This is a genomic window from Bacillus sp. FSL H8-0534 (assembly GCF_038005885.1).
Taxonomy (GTDB): domain Bacteria; phylum Bacillota; class Bacilli; order Bacillales; family Bacillaceae_G; genus Bacillus_A; species Bacillus_A pseudomycoides.
This window is the reverse complement of the sequence record NZ_JBBOUC010000001.1, coordinates 2,187,385-2,210,420: the sequence shown is the minus strand read 5'-3', so window position 1 is coordinate 2,210,420 and position 23,036 is coordinate 2,187,385. Positions and strand designations below refer to the sequence as shown.

At 36.1% G+C, this 23,036-nt stretch carries 16 protein-coding genes and 2 pseudogenes; 8 read left to right on the top strand and 10 right to left on the bottom strand.

Features of this window, described 5'->3' with window-relative positions; all coding sequences use genetic code 11:
* Positions 1-210 precede the first annotated feature (210 nt).
* Positions 211-351 (top strand): annotated as a pseudogene (locus MHH71_RS11370) (TerD family protein); the annotation flags it as partial.
* 207 nt (positions 352-558) lie between these two features.
* Here the strand turns inward: MHH71_RS11370 and MHH71_RS11365 are convergent.
* Positions 559-1,956, bottom strand: a complete 1,398-nt coding sequence (locus MHH71_RS11365; RefSeq protein ID WP_006093711.1) for a sigma-54 interaction domain-containing protein — start codon at positions 1,954-1,956, stop codon at positions 559-561.
* Between the two features lie 203 nt (positions 1,957-2,159).
* Between MHH71_RS11365 and MHH71_RS11360 the strand changes: the two genes are divergently transcribed.
* A complete protein-coding gene (locus MHH71_RS11360; RefSeq protein WP_018782940.1) occupies positions 2,160-3,164 on the top strand; it encodes a proline racemase family protein in 1,005 nt (334 codons plus the stop codon).
* A 257-nt stretch (positions 3,165-3,421) separates the two neighbouring features.
* Here MHH71_RS11360 and MHH71_RS11355 read toward each other — a convergent pair whose 3' ends face one another.
* Positions 3,422-4,768, bottom strand: coding sequence for an MFS transporter (locus MHH71_RS11355; protein WP_139358602.1), 1,347 nt, complete (start codon positions 4,766-4,768; stop codon positions 3,422-3,424).
* Positions 4,769-5,181: 413 nt separating this feature from the next.
* Between MHH71_RS11355 and MHH71_RS11350 the strand changes: the two genes are divergently transcribed.
* The 3 genes and pseudogenes from MHH71_RS11350 to MHH71_RS11340 all read left to right on the top strand — a co-directional run.
* Entirely contained in the window at positions 5,182-7,722 is a 2,541-nt protein-coding gene (locus MHH71_RS11350) for an MrcB family domain-containing protein (protein ID WP_033798677.1), read from the top strand.
* Entirely contained in the window at positions 7,697-10,171 is a 2,475-nt protein-coding gene (locus tag MHH71_RS11345; RefSeq protein ID WP_033799613.1) for a restriction endonuclease-like protein, read from the top strand. Before MHH71_RS11350 ends, MHH71_RS11345 begins: the two co-directional genes overlap by 26 nt.
* Before the next feature lie 65 nt (positions 10,172-10,236).
* A pseudogene (locus MHH71_RS11340) lies at positions 10,237-10,422 on the top strand (PD-(D/E)XK nuclease family protein); the annotation flags it as partial.
* A gap of 212 nt (positions 10,423-10,634) precedes the next feature.
* On the opposite strand, the gene MHH71_RS11335 reads toward MHH71_RS11340, so the two are convergent.
* Positions 10,635-11,285: a 2OG-Fe(II) oxygenase gene (locus MHH71_RS11335; RefSeq protein WP_018782944.1), complete on the bottom strand. Its 651-nt coding sequence runs from the start codon at positions 11,283-11,285 to the stop codon at positions 10,635-10,637.
* 471 nt (positions 11,286-11,756) lie between these two features.
* Between MHH71_RS11335 and MHH71_RS11330 the strand changes: the two genes are divergently transcribed.
* From MHH71_RS11330 to MHH71_RS11320, 3 genes are all read left to right on the top strand, one after another.
* Positions 11,757-12,617 (top strand): DnaD domain-containing protein, encoded by an 861-nt coding sequence (locus tag MHH71_RS11330; protein WP_006093717.1) that lies wholly within the window; start codon positions 11,757-11,759, stop codon positions 12,615-12,617.
* Positions 12,614-13,900: a replicative DNA helicase gene (gene dnaB, locus MHH71_RS11325; protein ID WP_033798678.1), complete on the top strand. Its 1,287-nt coding sequence runs from the start codon at positions 12,614-12,616 to the stop codon at positions 13,898-13,900. Before MHH71_RS11330 ends, dnaB begins: the two co-directional genes overlap by 4 nt.
* Before the next feature lie 679 nt (positions 13,901-14,579).
* Positions 14,580-15,518 (top strand): hypothetical protein, encoded by a 939-nt coding sequence (locus tag MHH71_RS11320; RefSeq protein ID WP_003195598.1) that lies wholly within the window; start codon positions 14,580-14,582, stop codon positions 15,516-15,518.
* A 230-nt stretch (positions 15,519-15,748) separates the two neighbouring features.
* Here the strand turns inward: MHH71_RS11320 and MHH71_RS11315 are convergent, their stop codons facing one another.
* From MHH71_RS11315 to MHH71_RS11285, 7 genes are all read right to left on the bottom strand, one after another.
* Positions 15,749-17,290: a hypothetical protein gene (locus tag MHH71_RS11315; protein ID WP_006093719.1), complete on the bottom strand. Its 1,542-nt coding sequence runs from the start codon at positions 17,288-17,290 to the stop codon at positions 15,749-15,751.
* Positions 17,291-17,390: 100 nt separating this feature from the next.
* Positions 17,391-18,440, bottom strand: a complete 1,050-nt coding sequence (locus MHH71_RS11310) for a glycosyltransferase family 4 protein (RefSeq protein ID WP_006093720.1) — start codon at positions 18,438-18,440, stop codon at positions 17,391-17,393.
* A gap of 3 nt (positions 18,441-18,443) precedes the next feature.
* A complete protein-coding gene (locus MHH71_RS11305) occupies positions 18,444-19,247 on the bottom strand; it encodes a glycosyltransferase family 2 protein (RefSeq protein ID WP_033798679.1) in 804 nt (267 codons plus the stop codon).
* Positions 19,225-20,445, bottom strand: coding sequence for an O-antigen ligase family protein (locus MHH71_RS11300; protein WP_050774401.1), 1,221 nt, complete (start codon positions 20,443-20,445; stop codon positions 19,225-19,227). The genes MHH71_RS11305 and MHH71_RS11300 overlap by 23 nt, the downstream gene beginning before the upstream one ends.
* Positions 20,426-21,898 (bottom strand): oligosaccharide flippase family protein, encoded by a 1,473-nt coding sequence (locus MHH71_RS11295; RefSeq protein WP_006093723.1) that lies wholly within the window; start codon positions 21,896-21,898, stop codon positions 20,426-20,428. The genes MHH71_RS11300 and MHH71_RS11295 overlap by 20 nt, the downstream gene beginning before the upstream one ends.
* A gap of 363 nt (positions 21,899-22,261) precedes the next feature.
* On the bottom strand, positions 22,262-22,372 hold the full coding sequence (locus tag MHH71_RS11290; RefSeq protein ID WP_176134309.1) for an NAD-dependent epimerase/dehydratase family protein: 111 nt from the start codon (positions 22,370-22,372) through the stop codon (positions 22,262-22,264).
* 22 nt (positions 22,373-22,394) lie between these two features.
* The gene (locus MHH71_RS11285) at positions 22,395-23,033 is read right to left on the bottom strand and encodes a sugar transferase (protein WP_078211901.1); all 639 of its coding nucleotides are present in this window, start codon (positions 23,031-23,033) and stop codon (positions 22,395-22,397) included.
* Positions 23,034-23,036 lie beyond the last annotated feature (3 nt).

The window sequence follows — 23,036 nt, the reverse complement described above, 5'->3', positions numbered from 1 at the left end:
ATATTAGTTTAAATAATTACCATGCTTTAGACGATGTCAAAGCATGGTTTTTGTATATAACTTAAAAATGTTTATGGAAGTAAAAAACTTACAAAGCACTCCTGAAGTTGTTATAAATAGAACTGGTAACTAAATCTCTTTTTAATCTTATTGAACAACGGTGGGCTTTTTAATATTGAAATTTCCTTAACGTTGTAAATCCGCATTTCCCTGACGATCCCCCACGTAGAAAGCTATTCTAGAGATCATTCAGAAGCTTCACCATTACTGTATGAGGATGGAAAATTCCGCATGGATGTTGGGCCGATTGAGTTTAAGAATGAAGATGATTATGAGAAGTATTTTAAATAATACAAAGAGATAAGTAATTGCTGAATCTATTTAGAGGCAGTAGTTTAGACAACACATTGTTACTAACAAGATAGAAAGTTTACTTATATGGATGGTGAAGATTGCTGAATAATATTTATAAAAATTCTAGTTTTTATTAAATAGAAACTTGAATGCCCCCGAATTATGGCCTCTTTAATAAAGTCCATAATTCGGGGTTTTGATGTATTAAATATCCGTTTTATCAAAAGTAATCCCATATTTTTTGATTTTCTTATACAAATTAGCTCGCGACATTCCTAATTTTTTCGCCGCAACGCTTTTATTCCCATAAGTCTTTTGCAGGGTTTGAAGAATGCGAGTTTTCTCTAGACTTTCTTTTTCGTCAGTAAGTGAAAGCGTAGCTTGGCTAAGGGGCTCTGAAAAAGATTTTGCTTGCGGCAGTAGCTTGAGAATGTCTGATTCGCATATTTCGCTGCCTTCGTGAAGAACAATCAACCTTTCTATAATATTACGTAACTCGCGGATGTTACCTGGCCAAGAATATACATGTAATCGCTTCGTTGCCTCTTGATGAACAAAAGGAATTGATTGGTTATATTTGAAAGAAAATTCTTTTAAGAAATGATGAGCTAAGTAGGAAATATCATCCGTTCGTTCCCGAAGTGGCGGGATGCAGGCAGTAAATACGTTAAGCCGATAAAATAAATCAGATCGGAAAGTTCCGTTCGATACCATATCTTCTAATATACGATTCGTTGCGGCGATAATTCTGACGTTAATTTTTTTTGGTGTTTGTCCTCCGATTCGATAAATCTCTTTTTCTTGTAACGCTCTAAGTAGTTTCACTTGCATATCAAGTGGGAGCTCTCCTACCTCATCTAGAAATAAAGTACCTCCGTCTGCTAATTCTATTTTTCCAGGCTTTCCTCCTTTGGCAGCTCCAGTATATGCTCCTGATTCATAACCAAATAACTCGCTCTCAAACAAAGCATTAGGAATGGCACCGCAATTAATCGGAATAAATGCTTTTTTACTTCTTAAACTTGCCTCGTGGATCGCTTGTGCAAAAAGCTCTTTTCCAACGCCGCTTTCCCCACTAATCAAAATCGTCGCATCTGTCTTCGCTACTTTTTTCATGTCATGAATGATGTGCTGGATTGCTAAGTTGTTTCCTTTTATGTTGCTGAAGGGATCGTCTCTATTATTTTGAATCATTTGTTGTTTTAGTTGCTGCAATTCTTCAGATGTAGAGGATAACTTTTCATTTAATTTGATCGTAGCGGTAATATCTTTTTCTACGGACATAGAACCAATCAGTTCATTGTTTTTATTATAAATTGGAGTTGTGCTAATCAATACATGCTTATCTGGGCGCGGGAGGTGATAAATATCTCGAACAGGTTGCTGACTCTCAAGAACTTTTAAATTCATAATATCTTCTTCTAAGAAAAAATCTTGAACATTCTTTCCAATAATATCGTCCTTCTTTATGTCATACATTTTTTCTGCTGCTTCATTCCAATAAAGCATGATCCCTCTCGTATTTACAATAGAAATCGCTTCTTCTACAGAAGAGAGGAGTGTATGCAATGTAGGAATCGCAAAGGTATCAGATTGTTCCATAAAATATCCCCCAATGATTTTAAATCGTATACAAAAGTAGACACTCGTAGACAGATTTGTCGCTAAAAGGATACAACTTTTCTGAAACAATGTAAACAAAATTAATTGAATATTAATAATATTAAGGTTACTTTGTGGTTGGCACGGTATTTGCTAATAAAAAAGTAGGGCACTTTTAAAATACAAACATGGAGGAGATAGGAATGAAGATTAGTAAAATATACACAACAATTGATGCACACGTAGCGGGGGAACCATTACGTATTATTACAGGCGGAGTGCCGGAGATAAAAGGGGAAACGCAATTAGAAAGAAGAGCTTATTGTATGGAGCACTTGGACCATCTTCGCGAAGTTTTGATGTATGAACCGAGAGGGCATCATGGGATGTATGGTTGTATCATTACGCCGCCGGCAAGTCCTCATGCTGATTTTGGGGTATTGTTTATGCATAATGAGGGCTGGAGTACAATGTGCGGCCATGGAATTGTCGCTGTCGTCACAGTAGGAATTGAAACGGGTATGTTCGAAGTGACGGGTGAAAAACAAAAGTTCATTATTGATAGCCCTGCAGGAGAAGTTGTTGCGTACGCAACATATAGTGGAAACCAAGTGGAATCAGTATCATTTGAAAATGTTCCTTCTTTTGTTTACAAGAAAGATGTTCCTATAAAAATTGATGACTATGAATTTCAAGTGGATATTGCTTTTGGAGGAGCATTTTATGCTGTTGTAGACAGTAAAGAACTTGGTTTGAAAGTGAATTTTAAAGATTTATCAGCTATTCAAACGTGGGGCGGGAAAATAAAACATTACATTGAAAATCAAATGGAAGTAAAACATCCTCTCGAAGAAGATTTAAAGGGAATATATGGCGTTATCTTTTCAGATGAACCAAATGGAAAAGACGCCACTTTACGAAATGTAACCATTTTTGCTGATGGGCAAGTAGATCGTTCTCCTTGTGGCACTGGTACTTCCGCAAGACTTACAACTCTCTTTGAAAAGGGGGCTCTACAGCAGGAAGAAAGTTTCATTCATGAATGTATCACTGACGGACAGTTTATCGGAGAAATATTGTCAGTGACAAAAGTAGATGAATACGAGGCAATTATTCCAAAAGTTACTGGCCAGGCATTTATTACAGGATTCCATCAATTTGTAATGGATCCGAGGGATCCGTTGAAACGAGGGTTTTTATTGGCTTAATGTTTTATAAAGAGTTGTTTTCTAGGTAGAAAACAACTCTTTTTGTAAGTGTTTAACTTGACCTTCACACTCTGGAAATGAAGAGTTAGCTAACTATGTACAGAAGGTGTTTGTGCTCAGGTAACTATGAGGTTCAGTGAGTTGAATATGCTCGAGAAAGGTTTCTTACCTAAAAAATCCCTTGATAAACAAGGGGTTTTTTAGGTGAATTATCGCTTTAAAAAAGACATTTTGCGTACTTTAAGCACTTATGATACTTAAGAGTGCCTTGAACCAGAGTTGCGAGCAGCTAGCGTGTTTTCATCGTCTAGCTCAGCTTCGATGTGAGAGGTTTTCGATGACTCAGCCATACGCCAATAAGTGATGAAGCTTATGGCAATGCAGCCAGCTACGTAGAAGTAGAAGAGCGACTCGAGCCCAATACTTTTCAGCCATAATGCGATGAACTCCGCCGTTCCGCCGAACACTGCAACAGTAATTGCGTAAGGGAATCCCACGCCAAGGGCACGGATTTCAGTTGGGAAGAGCTCAGCTTTCACGATTGCATTGATGGAAGTATAACCGGTGACAATAATGAGACCTACCATCATAAGTAAGAAAGCAACGATAGGGTATTTCGTTTGCTCCATGATTAGGAACAGTGGCACTGTCAGTAAAGTTCCGAGGATGCCGAAACCAATCAATAGCGGACGCCGTCCAATCCGATCGGATAACATACCAGCAAGTGGCTGAAGTACGACGAATACCAATAGGGCGATAAAGTTAATCCAGCTAACGACTTCTTTAGGAAGGCCTACAGTATTCACCATGAATTTCTGTAAATACGTCGTGTAAGTATAGAATGCAACAGTTCCACCGAGCGTTAGCCCAACGACTGTTAATACTGCCTTAGGATGTTTCATCAGAGTCCGAATAGTTCCAGCACTCTCACGGCTTTCAGATCCCATTTTTGAGAATTGCTCCGATTCATCCATCGTGCGACGCAGCCACAATACAGCAACTGCTCCCATTGCTCCGATGATGAAGGGAATACGCCAGCCCCAAGACTTCATATCGGGTTCGCTGAGTATTTGCTGAAGGATGATTTGAACACCAAGTGCTACCAGCTGTCCAGCAACGAGTGTTACATACTGGAAGCTCGAGTAGAAACCACGTCGGCCGCTGCTTGCCATCTCGGACAAGTATGTAGCCGAAGTTCCATATTCTCCACCTAATGACAACCCTTGAAGCAGACGTGCGAGAACGAGAATAATAGGGGCCATTATACCAATGGTGCTATAACCTGGGGTACAGGCAATAATTAGAGAACCACCGGCCATGATGGTGATGGAAAGCGTCAGTGCGGCGCGACGACCATGACGATCGGCATAACGACCCATCAGCAGGCTTCCTAGTGGGCGCATTAGGAAGCCTACGGCAAAGATGGCTGCTGTGTTGAGCAGTTGACTGGTCGAATCTCCCTTGGGAAAGAACTCTGCTGAGAAATACACGGCGAAAGCAGAATAGACGTACCAGTCGTACCATTCAATCAGATTTCCAACTGAACCTTTGAAAATGTTTCCTGTGATGCGCCTTGTATTGGCGCGTTCGATGGATTGAGACATGATTAAAAACCTCCCTATTTAATTGAAGTAATTTGAAAAATATCATTATGAACTAAGTATGAAGGCGTATAAATGTAAATAAATTATATCTTTTTGTTTGAAAAATCTCAATATAATGAAAAATAACTCTATTTTATAGTTGAGCAAATTGTTTGGAGACAATCTGGAAGAGTTTGAGTTTTTTGTGTATGAAAATAAGGAGGAGCTGTAGGTGCTTTAATTGATAGGCGATTGCTGTGGTGGCAATGACTTTGTCAGAAGCGGAAAGACAATACAAAGTAGAAAAGAGAATGTTTAACTATATCTCCTCCTGAAAGGTTATTTAATCATGAGTTATAGCGTATCATTTTTCTTTTGTATATAGTTTGTTAAAATAGTAGTAATTGTAATTAATTGTAACTGCGGAGGTAAAAATGTTGGACCAACTCATAATTGAATTCGCTAAAGTAACCAATCAAGTTAATGACATACACACTAGTAAATCTTATTTGATTATAAAGACAGATGATGAAGGACTATACGTTGAAACAGAACTTTTACGTGAGAAGTACCAAGGAGGAGAAGAATCACATCCATATTTTATGGTAACTTTTGAAACTCTCCAGCAAGCTTGGCAAAAATTCATAAATATACGTACGGTAACGAGTGAAGATTTTGGACAAGTAAGTGAACACAGTGCTTTTTTGATTGCTTTCTTTTCACAACTTCCTTTTGTGAATGTAACTGACTCAAAATCTATTACACTTAAAGAATTTCGAACGGATGACTTACCCTGTGAGCAATATCATAAAGTAATCACTTTTTTAGAAGAGGTAATAGATAATACATATGATCCGAAAGATCTTAGTCACCAAATTGATGGGAATTTATATAGAGTGAAATCTCGTGGACGGCAAGATTTGAGATTATTGGGCTTTTTGGATGAAGCTCATGAGATTAATCGGGCTCTATTAAATGAATATATTGAATCAAAAAATAAGGATGCTTTTATTCGAAATTTGATTTTGAAACAGGAATATTTTCAAATTGCTCTATTTGTACTCGAACTTTTAAATAGTTATTCAAAGGCTGAAAAGAAAGCGGTTTTAGTGAATTTAGGAATGACGATCGTTCGAAATTCACGAGGAGATAATTTAATGGTTGAATCAGTAGCCAAGGAACGTACTCATAATTTGTTAATGTGGCTTGAGAAGGTAGGGTTAATTAACGAGAGGTGGGTTCCAGTTGAACAATATTTAAAAGGAAATGATGAAGAGGACGATAATATGAATAGTAACTTACGTGAAAAATTTTTAACTGTTATGTATGAGTATTTAGAGGCAAGAACGGAAAAATTTGCGGGTCATAAACTTGGTTCAGTCGTTCGAAATGAAATGACAACGGAGGTAACTCGTTTATCTTTTATCGATCATAATCAGTACATTGTTACGGGCTCAGTTGGACAAGGGAATTGGGCCGCCGTGCCATGGCTTGCTATCATGAATAAAGACATTACGACATCGACGCAGAGAGGGTATTATATCGTTTATTTATTTAGTGAAGATATGAAGCAATTATATTTAACAATGGCACAAGGAGTAACTGAAACTTCTAAAGAGGAAATGGAAAAGATTAAGTCTGAGATCCGTCAACATATACAAATGTCTAAAAAAATAAAAAAAGATGATGATATTTTCCTTGGTACAAGTCCAAAAGCGAAGGGATATGCCAACTCTACAGCTGCATACATTCCATATGATGTTGAACAAATGCCAAGTGAAGCAGAATTAGTGGAAGATTTAAAAGAAATGCTTCGCTATTATGAGGGATACATTGCCTTTAGAGAGAAAGGAACTAATCGTGCAGTGATTCACGAGGAGAAAAAAGAAATGGATTTGAATGGGAAGGAAATTGTAGATCATGTATCTTCCTATATGAAAAGCAAAGGTTTCTATTACGATAAGCAAGATATTATTAACTTTTTCCTTTCTTTAAAAACGAAGCCCTTTGTTATTTTGTCTGGTATTTCAGGTACGGGGAAAACAAAAATTGTTCAGTGGTTCGCTGAAAGTTTAGGGGCAACTGAAGAAAATGGACAGTTCACGCTTATTCCTGTGCGACCTGATTGGAGCGATAGCTCTGATTTACTTGGCTACGTGAATATTCAAGGTGAATTTCAGGAAAGACCGTTAATTCAAGTTCTTGAAAAAGCTGCAGAGAATCCGGACAAACCTTATTTTGTCGTGCTCGATGAGATGAATCTAGCACGTGTAGAGTACTATTTCAGTGATTTTCTAAGTGTCATTGAAAGCCGAAAATGGGAAGGAAGAGAGATTGTTACATCGGCTGTTCTTCCAGAATCGATTGTTGGGAAACGAATTACGATTCCATCAAATGTGTACGTCATTGGAACTGTCAACATGGATGAAACAACACATCCGTTAAGTAAAAAAGTATTGGATCGTGCGAATACAATTGAATTTAATCAAGTAAAATTAGATTCCTTTGAGTTTTTAATGGATGTAGAAGAAGTACAGGGAAAATGTGTTTCTAATCATTCCTTGACAGCCACGTTTCTACATTTAAAAGAATGCTTTCAGCTCAATAAAGATCTTGTGAAGGAAGTATCTCATATTTTAATCGAAGTTAATAAAATTTTTGAACCGATCGGAGCACAAGTCGGGTATCGGATACGTGACGAAATTTGTTTTTATATGGCTTACAATGAAAAAAGTGAACTATTATCGTTTGACGAGGCGTTAGACTATCAAATATATCAAAAAATCTTACCGCGTATTGCAGGGAGCGATGGGAGAACAGAAGAGGCATTAAAGAAATTATATACGCTATGTACAAATCAAGAGTTTGATAATGAAGATATGATGTCTTATGCGAAGTATCCTCGTTCTGCTAAGAAGCTGTCTCATATGTTAAGGAGGTTCGAGTATGATGGCTTCACCTCTTTCTGGATCTAACAGTGATATAGAACTAGTTAAGATTGAAACAGCAGATTTCTCATTGACTATTAAAGGGAATCCCTATCATGAAAAATATGAGAGCTTAAAAAAACATCAATCAATTGCTTCGGATGAAATGATGCATTTTCATGTGTCTGGAGAAGTAGAATCTATCTTAGTATATGATGCTCGGTTACAAAAGCTTAGCGAATTAACTGAGCACCCTCCTATCTTTTTCGAGAATAGGAGTTATCAGCTTGTTGTAATTCCTAAAAATGATCAAGGGTTGTCTTTTTACCATGAACATCCATCTCTTCAAAAGGCAATCAGCTCTACTCAAATGGGTTCATTGAAAATATTAATGGGAAATCTCTTATTTCCAAATGAAGTAGGTTATACAACATTTGAAATTCGAGATGATAAAAAATCTCTACTAGCAATTACATTAGAAGTTTTCCCATCAAAGCTTGATTATAAAGACGACTATCGAGCATTATTGGAAGAAGTAAATGATGAAATTTACAATTTGGCGTTTCATTTATTGAAAAGAACTTACTTAGGAGCATCAACAATCTATGCGGCTAATCCATCTAAAAGTGAGTTTTATCGTATTTTAAATGACTCTTTTCGTAGATTTATGAAGGCAATTTCTCATATTAAAAGGCAGCCGCACCATACACTTACTACTCGACATCAGCTTGTACAAGGAGAGAAGATTCGTAGGCTTGATTCTGTTGGGATGAATTACTTACGAAAAAGACCTCACTTGTTTCAAGAAGTAGGAGCAAACATGGTTTCATCAAAAGGAATTACAGCTTATAAGGAAGTATCCTACGATACATTGGAAAATCGGTTTGTTAAGTGGATGATTCAGAGAGTCGTACATAAAATCGATGATTTACTTAAATCGTTGGAAAAGGATACTGGATTCAAGAGTTTACCAATTGACGATGATCTGATTCAAAACGTGAGGAAAATGAAATCCCAAATGAAGAATGAGTTGAATGATCCATTTTGGAATGGGATTGGTAAATTAGACCGCTCCGTCTTTTCTCTTGTCATTCAAATGGCATCCGGTTATAGGGATGCGTATCAAATCTTTCTAATGTTATCGAGAGGTCTCACGCTAAGAGGGCAGATCTTTAAAATGTCTGTAAAGGACGTCGCAAGGTTATATGAATATTGGACGTATTTAAAGCTTGGACAAATTTTATCTAAAAAATATGAAACAGTGAATCAAGATATTATTAAGGTTCGGCAAGATGGATTATATGTGACACTTGATGAAAGTAAAACTGCAAAAAGAACATTTAGGCACCCTGAAACAGATGAAGTGATTGAGCTTTATTTTCAAAAAAGAAATAAAGCATTACCAACTGTCACTCAAAAGCCGGATACGGTGCTTGCGATTGAGAAGAAAGGGAAAAGCTATCAATACCAATATATTTTTGATGCTAAATATCGAATCGACTTTGCCAAAAATGGTTCCCATTATAAAAGACAGTATGGGACACCGGGTCCAATGGAAGAAGATATTAACACGATGCACCGATATCGAGATGCATTAGTAGTAGATCAAGGTGGACCATTTGAGCGAACAGCCTATGGAGCTTATGTATTATTCCCGTGGAATCAAGAGGAAGAATATGAGCATCATCCTTTCTATAAAAGCATTGAAAAAGTAAATATTGGCGGTTTTCCATTTTTACCAAACGCGACAAGACTAGTAGAACAATTTCTTGATCATCTCATTGAAAAAAGTCCAGAAGAGATTATAAGAGAAGGAATTCTTCCAAGAGGAACAAAAGAAGAATGGGAATCCTCTTTAGATGAAAAGGTATTAGTCGGTAATGTGAAAACAGAAAAGGATTATGAAACATATATGAAAGAAGGTTTCTATCAAATTCCTGTTTCACAATTAAAACCAGGCTGGCAAGAAATAAAATACATAGCCTTATATGCACCGAAAAAGTGGTATGGAGAAAACGGTGGGATTCAACATGTCGCAAGGATTAAAGATATCCATATAAACAGAGAGAATGTACTACCTGGTGATGAAACAAATGATTGTGTTTATTTCGAACTAGAGCCATGGAAAAAGTTAGGTCATCACATTTGTCCGGTGGGATATGGAATTCAAACATATATGTTAACGAGCATGTCATTATTAAAGGAAGTACAAGAGCTTCCTGAATTATTTATGAAATCGAAAGAAGAGCGAGCTCTTTGGAAAATGCTGCGCCGATTTACGAAACAGGTGAAGGTCGAGCTTGATCATTCTGATTTGGACAAGGCATCTGCCATTAAGGGTTATTATGTTCAAGATGTTCAAATTAAAATTGATTATGAGCAGGGGAATGTGATGGTTGGAAAAGGGGGAGAGTTTAAAGAGGTGGCTTTGGATTTGGTTGTTAGGAATTCTTCGATGTTGTTTAAGAGTGTTTTGGGGCAGTTAAGTAGAGATTAAGGTGTATTGAAAATAATAAATATAACAGGGACAACAATTTGTATATCGTAGGTGAGAATTGTATCATGGACAAGAGATCTAATCTATTTTCATATGCGACTAGTGAGTCATCTCAAGATGCTTTTATTTGTTGGCTAGCAGAGTAGGCAGATCCAGAGTATAAAGAAGCAAACCCAGATTTACATAAAGCGGGTACCGATTTTATTAGAAAGATATATGATTTACATAAAAAGAATTTCCCAGTATCTATTTCTGTCTTATAGATCCGTTTCGAAAAATACGCTTTCTTCACCTGTTCTCACCTCATTTTGTTTGATAAGATTATTATACAACAAAACAAACGTACGTTCTATTAAAAAGACATTTTCTTTAAAAAAGACAAAACCGATTCATCCCCCACCTTCACTTCGTTTAGAGGAGGGGGTCTTCTCGGTTAAAATGATAAAGTCGGTACATTTACTTGTTACAACAATGCTCTTCTTCTCATCCATTGCGTCGCAACCCATTTTTCACCTTTGATAACAGGTGCACCGCCATGTAGAGTAAGTTTGTTTATTGATTCATCCTGATAAAAATACTCGAAATATACCGCCATTCCTTTTTTCGGAGATACGGAAAGATTGAGTTTTGGAAAGAAGGTCTCTCCACCTTCTTCTACATGATTTAAATACATCACAAGTGTACTCATACGATTGTTACTTGCTGCCGCACTATTTTCTACAAAAAAATCATAATGTGCTTGATATTCTTGGCCAACTGTATACTTTAAAATCTGCAACCCTTCTCCATGTGGGGCAGGAACATTCATGATCGAAGCGATTCGTCTTTCGATTCTAGTAGTAATCTCGCTTTCTTCTAAAAATGCACCACTGCTCGTCCGAATGTCATTTGTTTTGCGCGAAACACCAATTTTAGAACGTTTCATTTTATTTTTAGACATTTCAATTAACGTTTCACACTCTTCATCACTTAATACATTTGCTAAAACGACAATAAGAGGCTCTTCTAGTCTTGAAATAATTTGTATTTCTCTATCTTCTGTCACAATGGTGTTCCCTGTGTGGTTAAAAATCGTTAGTTCTGTATTTTTAACTGTTTCATTTTTCGTTGACATTTGCCCCATCTCCCTAAAAAAATGATTAGATAGCATTAATATATCACATTTTTCTCACTATTCATTCTTTACAAAAAATAGAGTGATGATTGAAAAAGAGGACATGTAGTTACCTATTCAAACTAACTATTCCGACACCAAAATTTTGTTAAGTTAACACAATTTAAAAATTTATGCTCTTTGCTACATTCAATGATACATTGTACTTCTTGTTCATAAGTGCGGAAGTCGGCCATGTACAGATTAAAAGAACCCCTCCCAAGCCCCTTACAACCCCCTACCAACAAATAAATCACTAAAAAGAAACAAAATAAAAAACAAAAAAACTACTACAAGCACGCATTCAAAAAACAGTAGTCGTAGTAATCGTAAAAAATATAAAATAACCCCGCCAAACTTCCTCCCTTATCCCTATATACATTAAGGAACCACCGATTACATATGTTTCATTAAGGGATAGGAGGAATAAACATGGCAGTATACCGTAATGTGCAGGTGAACTTTTGGCAGGATGATTTTGTACTCGATTTAACACCGGAGGAGCGGTATTTTTATATTTATTTGCTGACTTGTTCGAAGACGACGCAATGCGGGATTTATCCGTTGCCGAAGCGTTTGGCGGAGATGGAGACAGGTTATAACCGGGAGACTGTTGAGAAGTTGCTGCAGCGCTTTGTTGAGTATGGAAAGATATTGTATGATGCGGAAACGAAGGAGTTATATATTTTAAATTGGCTGCGTTATAACCCGGTTACGAATACGAATATGGAGAAGTGTGTGTTACGTGAGTTGAAGAGCGTGAAAAGTAAAGAGTTTGTATATATGTTTCTGCAAAAATGTTTGGAGGAAGAGATGAATATTCCGCTACTTTTAGAGCATTTCGGTATGCCAGGTGAGTTATCTGAGGTTATTCCGCAAGCATCTATTGAAAGCTATGAAGAGGATGAGGAAGTAGAAGAGACGGAGCCAGGTGGTGGTGTGTTCATGTTTTATGAACAAAACTTTGGTAGTTTGTCGTCGTATGCAGCGGAGGAATTAAGTGAATGGATGGCAGATTTATCGGAGGAGCTTGTCTTAAAAGCGCTCCAAATCGCTTTTGAAAATAATAAGCGGACGCTTGCTTATGTGAAGGGGATTCTGCGGGATTGGCACGGTAAGGGATATACGAAGGTTATTGAAGTAGAGGAAGCGGCAGCGAAGTTTCGGAAGAAGGAGCCGACTGCTATGCATGAGACTGAGAAATTTCTAGAGGAGTGTGAAGAGTGGGAGAAAAACGTGCCGTCTGAAGAAGAGTTGCAGAGGTTCTTGAAAGAAGAGGGATGGCGGCCATGAGCATTCAAAATATTGAGGCTGAACAGACGGTATTAGGGTCTTTGCTGCTTGATGGTGAACTGATTAAGGAGTGTAGGCTGACCAATCAGCACTTTTCTACGGCTGTGCATCAAGCTATCTTTAAGTTGATTCGGAAAATAGAGGAGGAAGGACAGCCGCTGGATCTTGTTGCGCTTGTTTCAAAAATGGAACCTGCTTTTTTGGCGCAAATTGGTGGTATGGAATACCTTGTAAATATAATTGAGAGTGTGCCTACTACTGCTAATTTCTCCTATTATGAGGGGCTTGTTCGGAATGCCTGGAAAATGAATCAGGCGGGAAGTATGGCGCACAGCATGTGTGAACGGCTTCTTGCGGAGAAGGATGAGAAAGTAATCGGAGAGACGATTACAAGACTTTGTGAACTGGAAGAGGTGGATTGCACACTTGATTTTGATTTGAAGGATACGTTAGTCGATCTTTATGAAGAGCTTCATCAAGATACAGAAGAACTCACTGGTATTGAGACAGGTTTTTCAGCTTTAAATAAGATGACGTGTGGCTTGCAGGAAGGGGATTTTGTTGTGATTGGGGCACGGCCTTCGATGGGAAAGACGGCATTTGCCTTAAACATTGCGCTTCATGCGGCAAAATCGGGTACGGCAGTTGGATTGTTTTCTCTGGAGATGAGCAACAAGCAACTATTGAAACGAATGGTTTCTTGCTTGGGTGAGGTATCTGGGAAAAGGCTGAAAAACCCGAAGCATCGTTTTACGATAGAGGACTGGGGGAAAACGAGTCGGGCATTCGCAGAAATTGGGGATCTGCCGCTAGAGATTTATGATAAGGCAGGCGTTACAACGCAGGAGATTTGGGTGCAAGTGCGGAAGCTAAAACGGAAGTATGCAGATAAAAAATTGCTTGTTATTGTTGATTATTTACAGCTCATTACAGGCGATTCAAAATATCGTGGAAATAGGTTTCAAGAAATGAGTGAAATCTCCCGTAAGCTGAAGTTACTAGCACGCGATTTAAATGTGTGCGTCGTAGCGCTGTCGCAATTGTCTCGTGGGGTGGAATCGCGTCAAGATAAGCGCCCATTTTTGTCTGACCTAAGAGAGACAGGGCAGATTGAGCAGGATGCGGATGTGATTATGCTTATGTATCGGGAGGATTATTATGAAAAGGAGACGGAGCATAAAGATATAACAGAAATTCAGATAGCGAAGCATCGGAATGGTCCTGTTGGGATGCTGAGGTTACGGTTTTTGAAGGAGTTTGGGAGGTTTTTGGAGGATGGTTAAAAATAGTCTGGTGAGTTCCATACCTAAAATAATCTTGATTCTTTTTTCAAACAGTTTAGATAAGATTAAGAGGTTGCTAATTAAAATTTCTTCAAGCAATAGGTAATGTAATCGAATTGAGGTCTATATTAGGAATACAAAAAGACACTTCATCGAGTGTCTTTTTTATTGAAATGATATCTTTTATCCCGCATTAACTGCCCGTAAAAGCCTGATTGGTCGGGCTGATTAAAGTTTCACTTTATCTAGCATATATGGTGAACTAGTTGGTCCACCATGCTCAGATTATTGCAAAAGTGATCGGTTGAGCCATATGTTTTCTGCTGATACTTCGGACGTAAATCTTTAAGGAAAAGAAAATGGTAAGCCTATACACCTTTTGCTTGCAAAAAACATCTATCTGCAAGAAAATAAAAGAGGTAAGGGTTGTAAATAATGGTTTAAAACCCAATTATTATCTTTTTAGTAAAATATATCTTATAGATAAAGTTTAAAAGCTACTTTATAAAAAGGTGGATTTTTTATACTTCCTGCTTAGGTGAGATCATATCAGTTCATAAAGAATGTATGGTGGTCTTTTTATCTTTTAATCTCGTTTCGTGACAGTGTTAATACCGGAAGCTATTGAAGACAACAATAGAGTATTCATATATAACGAACCGAAGAAAGGAAGCTAAATATGGGGATGAGTACGATGAAAAAAATGATTGGTTTAATCGTAGGTATAGTGCTAATTATTTTTCTTTTTTACTATCAGAATCATTCTAATTCAGATCGAAAAGAGAAGATATATGTTGAGGATTTTAAAGGGACAAATGATTCTGATAAAATTCAATCAGCTATTAATAAAGCAAAGGATAATAAAATAAAGACTGTTTTGCTTGATGACAAAAAGTACAAGATTACTTCACCTATCGTTGTGAAGCAAGGTGTTAAGTTGTTATTCGGGTATGGAACACAGTTTATTGTTGATGGTGACTTCAGGGTGATTGAACTTGAGAAGAATGCTTCAATTGAAGGGGCCTATATTGCCATTGATGATGCGAATTTTAACTCGGAAGTGATCTATTTAGATGGTAAACATAAATATTATAACACTTGGAACAAAACACATATAAAGGATATAAATATCATCAATTGGTCTGAAACGAACAAGGGGACAGGGATATCGTTATACGCTGGTGGAAGAGAACATGAGATTTCTTTTGTTAACTTCGAAAACGTTAAGGTAGTAGGAATGAAGAATGGAGTAAAGTTAAAAGTGGATAAACCGAATTCTGGATATGCTTGGATAAATGCTAATCGGTTTCTGAATTTTTCTTTAGAGGATTGTGTAAACATGATTTACATGGATAGTCATTCAACGATACCGAATGAGGCTAGCGGGAATCAATTTACCAATTTACAGATACAACCTTCAAGTAAAACAAAAAGTGTTTTGAAGGTGAGCGGGCAACATAATGAGTTTCATGGGATGTTGTGGGATTTGAACCAAATCAATCATGGAAACACGATTGTTGAGCTTACGGATAAGAGTATGGATACGACCATTGATATTTCTTCTGTGCCTACGAGCAGAATCTCTGATAGGGGACAAGCAAATAAAGTGAAACAGTAACTGTAAGGTTCTCTCAATCGGACATGGCTTTTTTAGGAGGAGCCCCCTAGATTCATGTAGAGACGGGGACAATTATTACGTATAAGTTGAATTGTTAGAGTATTTCGTGTATTTGGTATAAGAGGTGATGGTTACGCAAAGTTTTTTGAATCGTTAACATTTGAAGATATCGAAGGGGAGTATTTTAATATTTATTAATGGAAGTAAATGAATCTTAGTTTGTATTATTTTCATAGTTTTGATGTGCTAATTTGCCCTTGATCATTTATACTCAATCTCCATTTTGTTCCATTTGGAGAAGTCAACGTCACAGCATTCCCTTTTTGAAATTCTAAATCTCCATATAATGTACCACCAGTAGTTGGCAACCATGAGGAGCCATGCTGTAAAGATGATTTTGCGAATATTCGATTTATCCGAAAACGTTTGTGATCTTGTGTATATCCGCTTAGTGTTAGTTTAACTTTATACAACATAGCTGACCTTACTTCTGAAATCACAGTGTCTCCGACATTAAACTGGAGATCTTTAGCCACCTCCCATGGTCCATTTAGGCTCTGTTGATATTCAATTAAAATACGACTTGGGCTTTCATTCCATCCAAAATAGATACCGATGCAATTAAGCATGTTAATAGGCTGCTTAGAAAAATCTAACTCGATTACAATTGGCTGATTGCTAGGAACATCCACGTAATTTACACTTTGCTCATCGAGTAAGTTAAAACAATTATTAATATGTCCTCCATAGGGGGCTTTTCCAGAAAGTTGGCGCACTGCGTAGCGAATATTTGCATTTACTAATATATCATCTTGATTCCCAACTAGATGTGCTTTTCCTAATGCAAGAGGAGGATATATAGGAAGGGATTCTTCATGTGGTGAGGTACATTGATTGTATAGGCCACGATCGAGAATAGATGTGGAAACTTGATTTGAGAATAGGTGGTTATGATGAGAAATGGAAGAGAATTCGATAACGAGTGGAGGAGCATCCATACGAAAGACGTCCCATATCACTCCTTCAAACATATTATAGGCGCCTGAACATCGGATTACCTTTTTTGTTTGTTTCCGGCATTGAACTTGGATTCCCGTAAAGGTGTTCCCTGAAATTTCGTAAGGTAATGCACTATTTCCTATAATCTCGATACCATACTGACAACCATCTATAAAAATAGAATGGAAGGAGTTTGCATTAATCCAACAAGGATTGTTTATATCCGCAAGCTTTTCTGTTTTTAAATAGATAGCCGTATTAAAGTTTGTGATTTGGATTGAGTATGCCTGAAAGAAACTTATGAAATCCCATGCCTTTTTACAGGATAAATGAATTGCGATACCTTGGTAAGTTGTTGTACGGTTTATAATATTGATATTTGATATAGAAGTATGATTAGGAATTTCTATTTGTTGGGCACCAGAAAGATAAAGAACGGATGAGTTAAAGCTATTATCCACGATTTCAATGGAACCACCAGAGATTAAAGTGTTTTTTTGAAGTTCAAACACTTGGAAATTCCCTTTGACGATTAATGTCACAGTGGGATCCATTTCAAGATGTACATTTGACTTAATAACAATAGGAGAGGATATAGTATATTGTTTCTTCCCGGTGATAACAACTTTGGAATAATTGTTGGCCGCGCAATAATTAATGGCTTCTTGAATAGCTTGGGAATTATCGAGTAAATCTGGACTGGCACCAAAACAATCAATATTAACAACACTTTGATTTTGGCAGTCTTCAGCAAAATTAAGAGGTTCTGTCAACTTATAACACTCCTTATATAGTGGGATATTATATAATATGTATGTTTAAAAAAATGCACATGTATAAAAGAAAAAAACAAACGATGCCCTCGTTTGTTTTTTAATATTGATAGGTTTCAAGCGTAGAATGAATCATGTTTGAGAGGGAAAAGGATTTTTCTACTTTTTCTCTTGCCGCTTTTCCTAAACATTTTCTTAAGTCTTGATTGTCATGAAGTAACTGGATTTTCTTTGCAAATTCTTTTTCAGAATGATGGGAAATGAGAATTCCGGTTTCATCATCTATAATGGCTTCTTGGATACCGCCAACATCTACAGAAATAATAGGCGTTCCAGAAGCCATTGCTTCAAGGACTACCATTGGAAACACTTCTCTTAGGGACGTTAGAAGCAGCAGGTCCATATTGCAAATAAATTCATATGGATTAGATATATTACCTAAAAGCGTCACCTTATGATTTAACTTGAAATCACGAATCATTTTTTCAATAAAGTCCCGTTCAGGTCCATCTCCAGCAATATAAAACATTACGTTACGTACATCTTTTAACTCATTTGCAATTTTTAAAAAAAGTTCATGGTTTTTCTCTTTTGATAATCGGGCTAAAATTCCGATATTGAGGGTTTCTTTAGGTTGTATTTGTTGAAAAGAAAAATGTTTTACATCAACACCATTGTAAATCGTTCGGATAAGGTCTTTTCTTATACCCAATTGCAGTAATCTCTCTTTCTCGAAGTTACTCACGGCGATAATTTGATTAACATGTTGATTTAACACTTTTTTAAATAGCGCGGGAAACTTTTTTTCAAGTATTGTAACATTATGTTTTGTATAAATGAGCTTAATTCTTTTTTTCGTGATTTTTTTAATTACGATAGAATACAGTAACATTCTGAAACTATTTGCATGGATAACATCAATGTCCAATTTCATCACTTGTTTACTTAATGTATAGAGGTTAGCAGGATGATTTTTTAAACTTAAAGGAATAAAATGATGCTTATTATGAATTTGATGATACAACTCACCTGTGGCAGCTGCTGAATAAAACGTCATATTTTCATCTTTGAGATGGTTTTCTAATTTGCAAAAATACATCTCAGCGCCACCTGTTATGAGTTTATCGGTTAATAGTAGAATATTGTTCATTTTTTATTTCCCCCCACTGGTCATAGAAGGAGGTCGGTCTCCTCTGTTTTTCTTGTATGCATGATAGGCATATTGACTAAAATAAAAGTTGGTTTTTACAAAGTTTAACTTTTCTTGGTTTCGTAAGAGTTTCCAATATCGGTAGGCAGCTTTTACTTTATTCCTTGAAGTAGAGTTACTTACAATACGATATTTAGATAAAATCTTTTGTAAGCCATAGGCTTGATATCCTAGCCGTAATAATGCTAACCATAGGGCAGTATCTTCAGGCTGGATAATGGGCATTTCAATTTGTTTAAATTGATGCCTATCTAACATCACGGTTAAACAGCCAATCGTCGTATTTCCCAGCAGATATTTATAATCTACAACTTTCGGTGCATTAACTTTAATATTCATTGAATTTCCTTGTTCGTCAATTAAAGAATAAGAGGTAAAAGAAAAAGCAAGATTATCTTTTTGCATAAAAGCGACTTGTTCTTCTAGTTTGGTAGGTAACCAGAGATCATCGCTGTCTAAAAAGGCAATATAATCTCCTTGAGCTTCTTTTAATGCTATATTTCTAGCTCTAGCAGCACCAGCGTTTTGAGTTAAAGTAATAAGTTTAATTCGTGGGTCTTTTTCTATATATTGTTTGATGACATGAACGGAGTCATCTTTCGACTTATCATCAACGATAATCATTTCCCAGTTAGCATATGATTGGTCCTGAACAGATTCAATGGTTTCTTTTATAAATGGAGAACTGTTATACGAGGGGGTTATAACGGAAACCAATGGTTCGCTATCTTTTTTGGTGTATATCATAAAAATCAGCCTCTTTTCTTTCATATACAGAAATATATTTTAAAGTAATTGCTAAAAAGGAGAAAAGCGCTTCATTAATCATGAGAGAAAGGGATACCATCTGCAATAAAAAAGCAAAAAGTGTAAGAATAATAAAGGGTTTTTCAATATGCAATTTAGTTCTAAAGAGCTTGATAATGAACAGTAATAAAAAAGAAAAGTAAAAAAGAAAACCAATAATTCCAGCCTCTACTAAGATTTCTAGATATGTATTATGGACATATAGTTTTTCATTATGTTCAAATGCGTAATAATCCGAGAAATTAAAGGCACCGATTCCCAAAAGGGGATGGGACATAAAATAGTTAATCGCCTGTTTCCATAATTCAAATCGACCACTTCCATTATCAGAAGAAAAATCATTGATACGGCTGGAAATGATCTGATTCAAATCGATTTGAATAAAAGAACATGCGGCGTAGATTACAACTAGGCATAACAGAGCAACAAGTATCATTTTTACCTTTTTTAGAAAATCCGCTAATATTATATACAAAATGATAACGAGTATTAGGGCAACAATACCGCCTCGAGAAAAGGTAAGAAGGTTGGTAATTATACATAAGATAAATCCAAAGGAGTTTTTAAATCCTTTTAAGTGTGTTAAATAAAAAGAAAAAAACAATGTATTATAAAAAATGAAGATGTTTGGGTCGTCAAGTAGTCCAATTAACCTTGGATAATCTCTATCTAATAATAATCCGTAAGAAGTAATCTCAACGCCTGTTGGGGATCCCCCGGTTATTTGTAGTCCAATTATGTACAATAACAAACTAATCATGTTAAATAGTATCCCGACATTTGCAATGGAAGCTTCAATAGCACGAATTGAAGCTTGCTCCAGCATATATCTCATGATGAAATAGCAGATAAGGACAAGGATTACTCCTAGAATGACGCGAATACTTGATTCTGGATACTGTGAAAAAGCACCACTTAGACAATAGGTAAAATAAAATAAAAGCAATAAAATTTCATAATGATAAAGGGGACGAAAGTAAAAGTCTCGAAAATAAATACAGAAAAAAATGGCTAAAAAAATCATGTAAATTTTTAATGAAAAACCGATGGACAAATTATATTTACTAAGTGTAATAAAAAATAACAAAAGAAAGACTTCTAAGGTAGAAGTATTTCTTTTAATTTGTAATCTTTCCATTCCCTCGTTGTCTCCCGTCTTTTAAATGGTTGATATTCTGTTGTTTTTTCTTTCTTATAAAATCTTTAATCAAGTTCCGAGTAGCTTGATCAAATAGTAAAACCATCGTAGACATTAAGATAATGGTAGAGAACATGGCTATAAAAGGAAACTTATATAATAAGTAGTGTAATAGGATAAAACTTATCGAAAAGTAGGATCCGTATGGAATAACGACTTTGGTTAATACTGTTTTTCTGATTGGATTAGCTAATATATAACCAATAAATGATACGATTTCCATCGTTAAAACAGAAAAAGCTGCCCCCGCTATTGCATAAGTAACACTCAGATAATAAAAAGACACTAAGCCAATAGAGATGGTTATAAACTGAACAATAGTACGGCGATTTTGCATTCCTCTTGTTGTGAGACCATCAGCAATGGCGATGTTAAATCCTTGTAAGACAATAATAAAGGACAATATTTTTAAAGGTTGAACCGCAGATCCCCATTTATCTCCAAATAAAATCGTGATCAGATAGGGGGATAAGTAGAATAAAGTTATTGTCATACACATCCCAATCAAGGACATGAATTTCATTTGCAGGATATTTAATTCTGTATGTTTCTTTACCTCCCCATGACTATGATGCTTAAATAACAGTGGGAAAAATGCGCCTGCAATAACCCCTGGTATTTGATAGAGAGCTGAGGGGATTCGGTAAGCTACTGCAAAGAGCCCAACAAGCCCTAAGGGAAGTGTTTTTTCTAATACTAATGGACCTAGTTGAGGAGTTAATATAATAAATAACCCACTAATTAAGAACGGGCTAATATTGATCAATAATTCTTTTTGAAAAGGGACTTTCCACTTAAATTCCATGTTTTTTCTGAGTAAATACAGGCAGTAAATGCCTCCAGCTAAATAAGAAAAACCATATAAAAAAGCTGTTACATGTATATCCACTTTTAAGCTTATACACAAAATGGTTAATGTGACTAATACAATGGCTGAGAAGATTTTTATGGATGCAATAAATTGCATTCTTTCAGATAATTGAAAGTAGGTTATGCCTATGCTTTGCAGCACTAGGCCGATGATTAAAGGAATCATTAAACTATACATCATATAAAGAATTTGTTGTTCATGATAAAAGACGTGGATACCGAAAGAAAAAATAACAAATGTTAAAAGTAAACATACTACTCGAACTTTTATATAAGAAAAAAATGTAGTGCCTGGGTTTTCCTTTTTTGCTCCTTCTCGAAGGAACGTATTACTGACTCCTAAATCTGTAAAAAAATGCATGACCATGGAAAGAGCTAGTGCTACACTAAATATTCCATAGTTCTTTGAGTTAAAGTAATTTGCCAATAGTATGAGCGTACTTGCATTTAAAACATTAGCTAAAATCGTGCTGTAAAGTAAGTGGAATATATTTTTAATAATTGAGTTTGTTTTCTTATTCACTTATTTCTCTCCCAATTCACAACTGTAAAGTCACTTAAGTACAGATGTAGGTTCTTTTCCACTAGGTAAAATAGCGTCTTTTTGCTTAAGGTAATAATCATATGTATTCGCAAGACCTTTTTTCAATGCATATATAGGTTGCCAGCCTAATTTTTGAATGCGCTTTTTATTGCAGAGCAAACTTTCTTTGACGTCACCGTCTTTTGCAGGTTGGTAAATGGGGGAAACATTTTGTACACTAATTTGCGCAGCTTGGTGAACTACAAAGTCAGGTTTAAACGCCTCTATCGCTTTTTCTAATGATCTTTCATCTTCTACGTTATCAAAGAAAGCTATACTTTTCGAATGAACATTATTTACGGATCAGGTGGATAAGTTATCATACACAGCCACTTCATAATGATTATGAATTAATTTGTCTACAATATGGGATCCGATAAATCCGAAGCCCTTCGTTACTAGCACTTTCTTCATTTTTTATTCTTCCCTTCAATATTTATCTAGCTCCATTTCCAGTAAATACAATGACCAGTGTTCGACATAAAATCTTGATTTCCATAGCGAATGATCTATGCTGGATATAGTATAAGTCGAATGCTAATTTTTCTTCGGGAGTTAGATCATATCCACCATTCACTTGCGCCAATCCTGTTATTCCAGGCGTTACAAGTAAACGATGTTTAAAATTAGGCAATGACTTATCAAACCTTTTATAGAAATATTCTCTTTCAGGTCTAGGGCCAATGAGTGACATATCTCCTTTTAACACGTTAATAACTTGAGGGATTTCATCAATTCTAGTTTTTCTTATAAACGTACCTATTCTTGTAACCCTAGGGTCCTCTTTACTTGCCCACTGAGGACCGTTTTTTTCAGCATCTAAAAACATGGAGCGTAACTTTATTAATTTGAAATCTTTTCCGTTTTTTCCTAGACGCCGTTGATAAAAGAAGGGAGAACCAGTTGATTCGATTGGGATAAGGATGCAAAAAAGAACTAAAATGGGTGATAAAAGTAACAGCATGAAAAGCGAAAAAACAAAATCTATAAGTCGTTTAACAAGAAGGTAGGATGAAGTTGATAGAGGTTTTACTTGTATTTCCACCTGTCTATCAATCTTTATTTTTGGGTCCAAAAG